Origin of the sequence: Chthonomonas sp. (assembly GCF_035294505.1) — a bacterium.
Taxonomy (GTDB): Bacteria; Armatimonadota; Chthonomonadetes; order Chthonomonadales; family Chthonomonadaceae; genus Chthonomonas.
The window spans coordinates 1-7,797 of record NZ_DATGKU010000076.1; the positions used below are offsets into that span (position 1 = coordinate 1).

The 7,797-nt window shown below is 58.0% G+C and carries 7 protein-coding genes; 2 read left to right on the forward strand and 5 right to left on the reverse strand.

What is annotated here, in order from left to right; all coding sequences use genetic code 11:
- Positions 1 to 75: 75 nt before the first annotated feature.
- Both rapZ and VKV18_RS03900 read right to left on the reverse strand, forming a co-directional pair.
- Positions 76 to 981 (reverse strand): RNase adapter RapZ, encoded by a 906-nt coding sequence (gene rapZ / locus VKV18_RS03895; RefSeq protein ID WP_324202916.1) that lies wholly within the window; start codon positions 979 to 981, stop codon positions 76 to 78.
- The gene (locus VKV18_RS03900; protein WP_324202917.1) at positions 978 to 1,856 is read right to left on the reverse strand and encodes an SAM-dependent chlorinase/fluorinase; all 879 of its coding nucleotides are present in this window, start codon (positions 1,854 to 1,856) and stop codon (positions 978 to 980) included. The genes rapZ and VKV18_RS03900 overlap by 4 nt, the downstream gene beginning before the upstream one ends.
- A gap of 413 nt (positions 1,857 to 2,269) precedes the next feature.
- Between VKV18_RS03900 and VKV18_RS03905 the strand changes: the two genes are divergently transcribed.
- Positions 2,270 to 3,376, forward strand: a complete 1,107-nt coding sequence (locus VKV18_RS03905) for an Mrp/NBP35 family ATP-binding protein (RefSeq protein ID WP_324202918.1) — start codon at positions 2,270 to 2,272, stop codon at positions 3,374 to 3,376.
- 185 nt (positions 3,377 to 3,561) lie between these two features.
- Positions 3,562 to 4,881 (forward strand): aspartate aminotransferase family protein, encoded by a 1,320-nt coding sequence (locus VKV18_RS03910; protein WP_324202919.1) that lies wholly within the window; start codon positions 3,562 to 3,564, stop codon positions 4,879 to 4,881.
- Here the strand turns inward: VKV18_RS03910 and VKV18_RS03915 are convergent.
- From VKV18_RS03915 to VKV18_RS03925, 3 genes are all read right to left on the reverse strand, one after another.
- A complete protein-coding gene (locus VKV18_RS03915) occupies positions 4,862 to 5,644 on the reverse strand; it encodes a class I SAM-dependent methyltransferase (RefSeq protein ID WP_324202922.1) in 783 nt (260 codons plus the stop codon). The genes VKV18_RS03910 and VKV18_RS03915 overlap by 20 nt on opposite strands.
- A gap of 23 nt (positions 5,645 to 5,667) precedes the next feature.
- Positions 5,668 to 7,359 (reverse strand): tetratricopeptide repeat protein, encoded by a 1,692-nt coding sequence (locus VKV18_RS03920; protein ID WP_324202920.1) that lies wholly within the window; start codon positions 7,357 to 7,359, stop codon positions 5,668 to 5,670.
- A 35-nt stretch (positions 7,360 to 7,394) separates the two neighbouring features.
- The coding region (locus tag VKV18_RS03925) for a hypothetical protein (RefSeq protein WP_324202921.1) at positions 7,395 to 7,797 on the reverse strand (403 nt) is incomplete at its 5' end.

The following is a 7,797-nucleotide window of genomic DNA, read 5'->3' on the forward strand; positions in this document are numbered from 1 at the left end:
CCCCAAAGCGATCCAGCGCTTAACATGCATGCCGGGGTAGAGCCATTTCCAAAGAGGAGAGCGTCGGTTCATCGTTCAGGCCTCCTTGCCTTGAGACGGTTCGGGCAGATCGCGATGTCGCACGGCAACGTGTGCCCCTCGTCCGCGCAGATGAGCGGCCAACGCTTCGGCCAACACCACCGAACGATGCTTGCCACCGGTACAGCCTATCGCAATGGTGAGATAGGCTTTTCCCTCCGCCTCATATTCAGGAAGGGTGTAATCAATGAGGGCCTCCATCCTTTCCAACAGCGGCTTGGCCCTCGGGTCGGAAAACACAAACTGCTTCACCACGTCGTCACGGCCATCATGGGCCTGCAGCTCCGGCACATAGTGCGGGTTACAGAGAAAGCGCACGTCGAAAACAAGGTCGGCATCCACCGGAATGCCGTACTTATAGCCGAAAGAAAGCACCACGATCTGCATGCCCATCGCATCGGCATCGGCATACATATCTTGCAGCTGATGGCGCAGTGCGGTGGGGGTTAGCGTGGTTGTATCCACAACGCGGTCGGCCATGGCGCGAACATCCTCTAGGAGAGCGCGTTCCACCTCAATGGCCTCTTCGATGCTCTGTATCTTCGGCTGCGCCAGAGGGTGATAGAACGGATGCGGCCTTCGGCTCTCCTTAAAACGGGCTACGAGCACGTGGTCTTCCGTATCCAGAAAGAGAACCTTCACCGAATGGCCCTGGTCGCGCAAAAGGCGCACGTTGGGTTCAAACGACCGAATGGCCTCATGAACACGTGCATCTACCACAACTGCAACCTTCGCGAAATCGTTCTCTAAGCAAAATGTCGCCAGATTCGGCAGCAGTGCCGGCGGCAGATTATCTACGGTAAAGTAGCCGGCATCTTCAAAGCTATGCAGGGCGGTTGTCTTTCCGGAGCCGGAGGCCCCAGAGATAATCACCAGTTGAAGTCGGGTTGGCCTGTTGTTCATGATCTTACCACTAAATAGAGCTTGCTACCGGTGTGCAGCCCCAGCGTGTTTGCCGCATTTCCCTCTCGAATCGCCAACTCAAGGCGCCCTCCACTCCCTCGATAGGCCAGCAGGCAGCCCACTTCCACATCGGAAAAGGTACGCACCAAAGGCGCCTCACCCGCCTCGCATCGCACGCACAGTTGGTCTTCCCCAATGCCCCTATCGGCCATCCAGCGATCCAGCGTCTCCTCATCCAAATTGGTAATAAGATTCCCGAACCGATCCACATACAGCACGGTAAGCTCTAGCGCGGGGCGCCCCTGTGCATCCGAAAGGGTCAGCGGCACGGGCACCTCCAATAGGTGCAAGGGGAGCGAGGGGGCGGACGTCGAGGGCTCGGCGACCTCCCAAATGGCTCCGATGGCCTCTAAGGGCAGCCCCTGCGCCAGGTGGGCTGCGAGAGGGGCAAAAATATCACGGCCGTGAAAAGTCGCGCTGATACGCGGTAACACATAGGCGCCGCCTACATGGGCATTCCACTTCGCTACCTTCCGCGGACGCTGTTTGCGGATCGGCAATGTTAACAGGCCATTATCCGGTGCCACCAGGCGCGCAACCTCCGTTTCGACTACACACACCTCCCGTTCGCTGCCCACACCGGGGTCCACCACAGCCACGAACACCGTGCCGGCAGGGAAGTAGGGCAGAGCGGCCTCTAACCGCGCGCTTCCCTCTAGTACGGCTTGCGGAGTTACCTCATGGGTAAGGTCAACGATCTGCGCCTGAGGAGCTATTGAGAGGATGACTCCTTTCATGACGCCCACATAGGTGTCTCGCGTTCCGAAGTCGGTTAAAAGCGCGATCAGCGGTGGCTGTCTTGGCGTGAACCCCATCGTCTTTTCTCGCCCGTGTTTCTCCAAATTAGGACCTTCTAGCGCGGAGGCTGCCGCCTTTAGGCGACAGAGGAAGCGCCGCTTTCCCTCTTTTATATTATGCTATACTGCCCACACGAACCGAACCCTTCGCCGGCTGCTTAACCCCAACCACCCAACAGCCGGTCGCTTTGACCCAAACCCTTGTAGGGGCGGGGTAACACTGTCCTTACTGCCGTCTGCGCTTATGCATGCCAGAAACGGAAGAACAACGGCGTTGCTCCTCACTACGTTTGCCCTCGTACGAACGGAAGGTACCGGCGAATCGTATTTTGAGTAACGGTACAAAAACATCTCACCGGCGCTGCTGTATTGGCTTTCGCCCCTCAAGTGGGGTAGAATAAGAAGTTGAGGGCGCTTAAGGAACAGTGCAAATGGCCGAAATAAGTAAAGAACAGATTTTAGAGGCGTTGCGGGTGGTGGAAGACCCCGATCTCCACCGAGATATCGTGACGCTTGGCTTTGTGAAAGACGTTCGGGTATGCGGCGGCAATGTGGCCCTCCGTATTGAGCTAACGACACCGGCCTGCCCTGTGAAAGACATGTTGAAGATACAGGCCGAAAAGGCGGTGCGTTCCCTTCCCGGCGTCGAGCAAGTGAACATCGAGATGACAGCGCAAGTGCGCTCGCGCCCCAATCCCGGGGAGCTTATTCCCAAAGTGCGCCATGTGATCGCCGTAGCCAGCGGCAAAGGAGGGGTTGGCAAAAGCACCGTGGCCGCCAATATCGCCATCGCCCTCGCCAAAACCGGTGCGAAAGTGGGGTTGCTTGATGCCGACATCTACGGTCCCTCTCTGCCAACCATGATGGGTGTGCGCCAACGCCCCCTTATGAAGGAGACACCCGCAGGCCCTAAGATCGTGCCCGTGCAGGCGCACGGCGTTTTAGTGATGTCGCTAGGTTTTCTTTTGGAACCGGACAAGGCCGTGGTGTGGCGCGGGCCGATGGTGGCAAGCGCGGTGCGACAAATGCTGGGCGATGTGTTGTGGGGCGAACAGGACTATCTCATCGTAGACCTTCCCCCCGGAACGGGCGATGCCCCTTTGAGTTTGGCACAGCTTGTTCCCCTCTCCGGCGTGCTTGTGGTCATGACTCCGCAATTGGTGGCACAAGAGATCGCCAATAAAAGTATCGCCATGTTCCGCATGCTTTCTCAAAATCGCGAACGCCCCATCCCCATTCTTGGAGTTGTAGAGAATATGAGCGGCGGGCCTTTTGGCTCGGGCGGCGCCGAGATGGCTGCCAAACAGCTCGATGTCCCCTTCCTCGGTCGTATTCCGCTTGATGCCGCCATCTGCGCAGGCGGCGATTCCGGCACCCCTGTGGTTATCGGCGCTCCCGAATCGGAAGCGGCCTGCGCCTTCCACAAAATCGCCTCCTCTTTGGCCTCACAGGTAAGTATTCTGCAGTATGCCCAAGACATCGAGGCGGCAACCGGTGACCGCACAGACTCGCAACAGACCATGATGACCGGCACGTAGCCGTCGCGTGGAGGCGCGGCGGCCGGCGTCGCGCCCAACTTCCTCTTTCCCAACTTCGAGGGGCCGACGCAGAGATGCGAAGGCTCCTCGAACTTTTTAGAGGCGTTTTACGAAAGATTGCTCCTCTTTCCGACAATTTGAAAGAGAGTGCACCGACATGCAGCGATCGGAGAAAGGATAACCGTATGACAAAAACCAAAGACATCCTTGCCCTCAATGAAGAGGGTCTGTTAGCCGAGGTGCTCGGATACGAAACCAAGGAGGTTGCCCAAGAGGCGCACGGGGCCGAAATAGATACCTATGCAGGGCATCATCTTATAGACTTCACGGCGGGCATCGCCGTGCACGCCTGTGGGCACACACACCCCCAAATCGCACGGGCCATTAGCGCCCAAGCGCATCGAGTGCTCCACGTGTCGGATACCATGCGTCACGCCCCTCAGCTGGAGCTTGCCGATTGGATGCGCCGCCTTCTCGATCGCTTGCTTCCCGGCCCCTCCCCCTGGACGTTTCTGTTCATGAACAGCGGCAGCGAATCCATTGACGCAGCCGCCAAGCTTGCGCTGAAGGCAACCGGGCGCAGCGAGTTTCTCGCGTTTTTCGGCGCGTTTCATGGTCGTACGCTCTTTGCCACGGCGCTCTCCTACTCCAAAATCGCGCATCGTGCCCCGTACATGGGGCTACTCTCCTCGCTTCGCGAACACATTCATCACCTCCCTGCACCGCGGTGTCAGGGCTGCTTCAACGGTCAAAAACGCCCCTGCTGCTGCCTCGAAGCGCTTGAACGGATACTAGAGGAGCGTAAAGAGCAGATCGCGGCCCTCTTCTTCGAACCGGTTCAGGGCGAGGGCGGCTATGTGCCTCTAGACCCCCGCATGGCACAACACATGCAAGCGCTTTTGCGCAAACACCATGTGCTGCTTATAGCCGATGAGATTCAGACCGGGTGGGGGCGTACAGGAAGGTGGTTTGGCTTCGAGCACTTAGGCGTAGAGCCTGACATCCTCGTTTTCGGGAAAGCGGTGGGAGGAGGGTTACCTTTGGCCGGTTTGGCGGCACGCAAGGCGCTGATGGATAAATGGGAGCCTGGCGAACACGGGACTACCTTTGGGGGCAACCCGGTGGCCTGCGCTGCCGGCTTAGCCGCCCTGCACATTCTAGAGCGTGAGGGGCTTGTGGAACGCGCGGCAAGGCTCGGAGAAGCGGTTCAACAGCGTCTTCGTCCCCTCATCGGTACCTACGGGGTAAGCGATGTACGCGGCTGGGGCCTCATGATAGGGATCGAGTTCCGCAACACACAAGGTCAGCCGGACTACACACGCTGTGAGCAGATCAAGCAGAGGGCGAGGGAAAGAGGCTTGCTCCTGCTCACGTGTGGCGCCCGTATAGGCGACCCTGCGGTAGACAATGCCACCCTGCGTCTCATTCCACCGCTCAACATTTCCGAGGAGACGCTTTGGAGGGGGCTAGACACGCTGCTTGAGGTTATTCGGGAGACCGCTTAGCGGTTGGCGATCGGCGGGCGACATAGAACAGCCTGTCGGAATAGGGTGCCGGCGGACGCAGTGTGTAGGCATGATAGACGGCGATCTGGTCAAAACCGGCTTGCGTAAGAAAAGCGCGCACCTCCTGCTCCCGATAGGCGTATTGCCAATGCACCTCCTCGAAAACCCTCTGCGAGCCATCGGGTGCTCGCCAGGTGAAATGCATATCCACTCGGCAGAGCCGTTTTTCAGGGAAGTAGGTACTTCGCCAATCATAAAGAAGCGGTTCATCGCTCCCGAGATTGTTCTGGTCGAAAAAGCGATTCGCTAAAGCATATTCGGTGTTAAGATCGAAAATGAACAGCCCTCCCACCACCAGATGGGCTGCCACTCGTTGAAAGGCCTTTGCAAGACGCTCCGGCTCAATAATGTAGTTCAGGCTGTCAAAGAGGCTCACACAGAGGTCGAAGGGGGCTTCTGGAAGCTCAAGCGCAGCGGCATCCTGCACATAGTAGCGAATGGGGAGTTGGCGTTCGGTAGCCTTGCGCCTTGCCTCCTCTATCATCGCGGGGCTAACATCCACCCCAACCACCTCCATACCCATCGCGTGAAGATGCTCGGCAACATTACCCGTGCCGCAAGCGAGGTCGAGGGCACGCTTTGGTCGCGCCTGTCGCTCTTGAAGCAGTCGTTCCAGATAGCGTGCCCACTCTTCGTAGGGCACTTCTTGCATCAGGGTATCGTAAAGAGGGGCAAGCTGCCGGAAGGCACTCGGTTCACTCATCGGCACGGCTTTGGATCGCTCCTCTAAGGCATAGCCGTTGCCGGCGGCGGAGGATAGAGCGTTGCTAGATTAAGAAACGGCACGGCATCGTAACCTGTTCTCCGAAACAGCAACTCGATGGTTGGCAGAGGATCGAGAGGAAGCTGCAGGTTCATCACCGGAGGGGCTGTTTTCGTAGCCAGTTCGAAAAGGCGTTGTGCCTCCGCCGAGTTCTTTTGGGCCAGGTAGTAGGCAGAGAAAGCCAACAACACATCAGGAGCGGAGGGCATATCCGCGTTCAGTTTAGAGAGAATGACGAAGGCCTTTTCCGGTTGCGCCAGCTCGGTAAGCAGCAGAGCCTTAAGAATGAGAGCGCTCGGGCATTTTGGGTCGTTTTGCAGGGCCATATCGCAGAGGTCTACCCCCATATTGAACAGATGTTCTTTGAGTTGCAAGGCCTTGCGCACCCCATAATCGAGATAGGGGCCGGGCTGGAAGGGGGCCAGAGAAAGCGCGTTGGCGCTCGCTCTATCGGCAATGCCGAGGTCAGGGGAGGTGAGCGCCAGCAAGTAGGCGGCATCGCCAGATTCCGGCAGCATGGCGGCAGCTTTCTGGGCGAGATCGGCAGCCGCTCGCCGATTGCCCAGTTGCAGGTTCGCCCATGAGGCGACGATGAGGTCTGCTGCAGAGGGCTGATCCATGTCGGGCTTTAGGAGGGTTAAAGCGCGGTCGGGATAGTGCAAGCGCACCAACAACAGCCCGGCCACTGCGCGCGACACTGCGTCGGCACGATGCTCGATCTCCAGTATTCTCAGTAAGCTCGACGCCTCGCGATACTGTTCCGTGTAGATATAGGCCAGCGCGAGACGGTTTACCGCTTCAACGGGAGCCTTTTCGCCGGAGGCAAGCGGTTTGTAGGTGTCTGCGGCCTCTTGGTAGTGGCCGGCATTTAACAAGGCATCGCCCAGGGCCAGTGGAGTGCTGGTTTTGTTGGAGCGCACGCCCTCCACGGCCAGATCGGCGGCCTTATGTTGAAGCGCAAGCGCCGCCTGAATCTCATCTACGGCGTGCTGCTCGTCCACCCCCGGTCGCAGGGCTATCCGCATGCGATAGGAGGCGAGGTCTAACATCGCCTCACTGCTGCTATTAAGATTTTTCAAGCCGGCTAACAGCTGTTCCGCCTTCTCATAATCTCCCGTCTGCGCATAAAGTTTGGCAAGCACACGCGCGGCCAACACGTTGTTCGGGTCGGCCTTTAGGGCGCGTCGGCTGTAGCGCTGCGCGGTATCGAGGTCGCCGCCGGTTAAAGCCTGCTCGGCCTTTTGGGCCAACGCCGCAGCGCCCTCCTCTAGATGGTTATCAATAACAAGTTGCAGCGTTGCCGAAGCTGTGTTGCCGTCAATATCCATTGCGGTGACTTTTAAGGTATGAGGCCCCTCTTTGTCGGGAATGGTATCCCAAAGAAACTCGTACGGCACGCTTGTCGCTTTTGCCCTCTCTTGCCCATCTACATAGAAGTCCACCTCGGTGATGAGGTTAGGACTAGACACATGGGCCACGATTCGCGCAACATCGCTGATGTGGTCGCCATTTTTAAGGTCAAAAGTTATCTTGATGTCGGCTTGTGCCGTCAACGACCCAAGCAGCAGAAAGAGGCCGGCCAAAAGAGGCGTCCAAAACGCTGCCAAGCGTTGGCAGGGTCGAGCAGTAGCTTTAAAAACCGTTTGCGAGCACATTCTTGATGGTTCTCCTGTTAGAAAAAACGTAAAGGTTACTCCGTGTTTAGGCTCAGCGTTACCCGTATCGGCCCGCCGCCGGCCGTATAGATGACCTCTGCCGGGTAGTCGCTTGGAGGTGTTGAGGACATCGGGAGCGCACGCAGCGTGAAGTTCGCCACAACGGCCTGCCCTGGGGCGAGATTTGGGAAGACGGCGGCGTCGGCAGGGGTACATTGAAAGTTAGCCGATAGCTTGTCCAGAAGCATGCCCAGCTTCACCAGCGAGATGGTATGAAGGCCTCCATTAGAGAGGGCCAGCTGAACCTGATAGACCTGAGATTGGTTCATAGGGTTCTGATCGAGGGGCGGCAGAACGGTCATATCGGGCGCTATACCCAGTAAAACGGTTCCGATGACGGAAATGCTGTCGGCCACACGGCCAAGCGCGTCCTCAAGC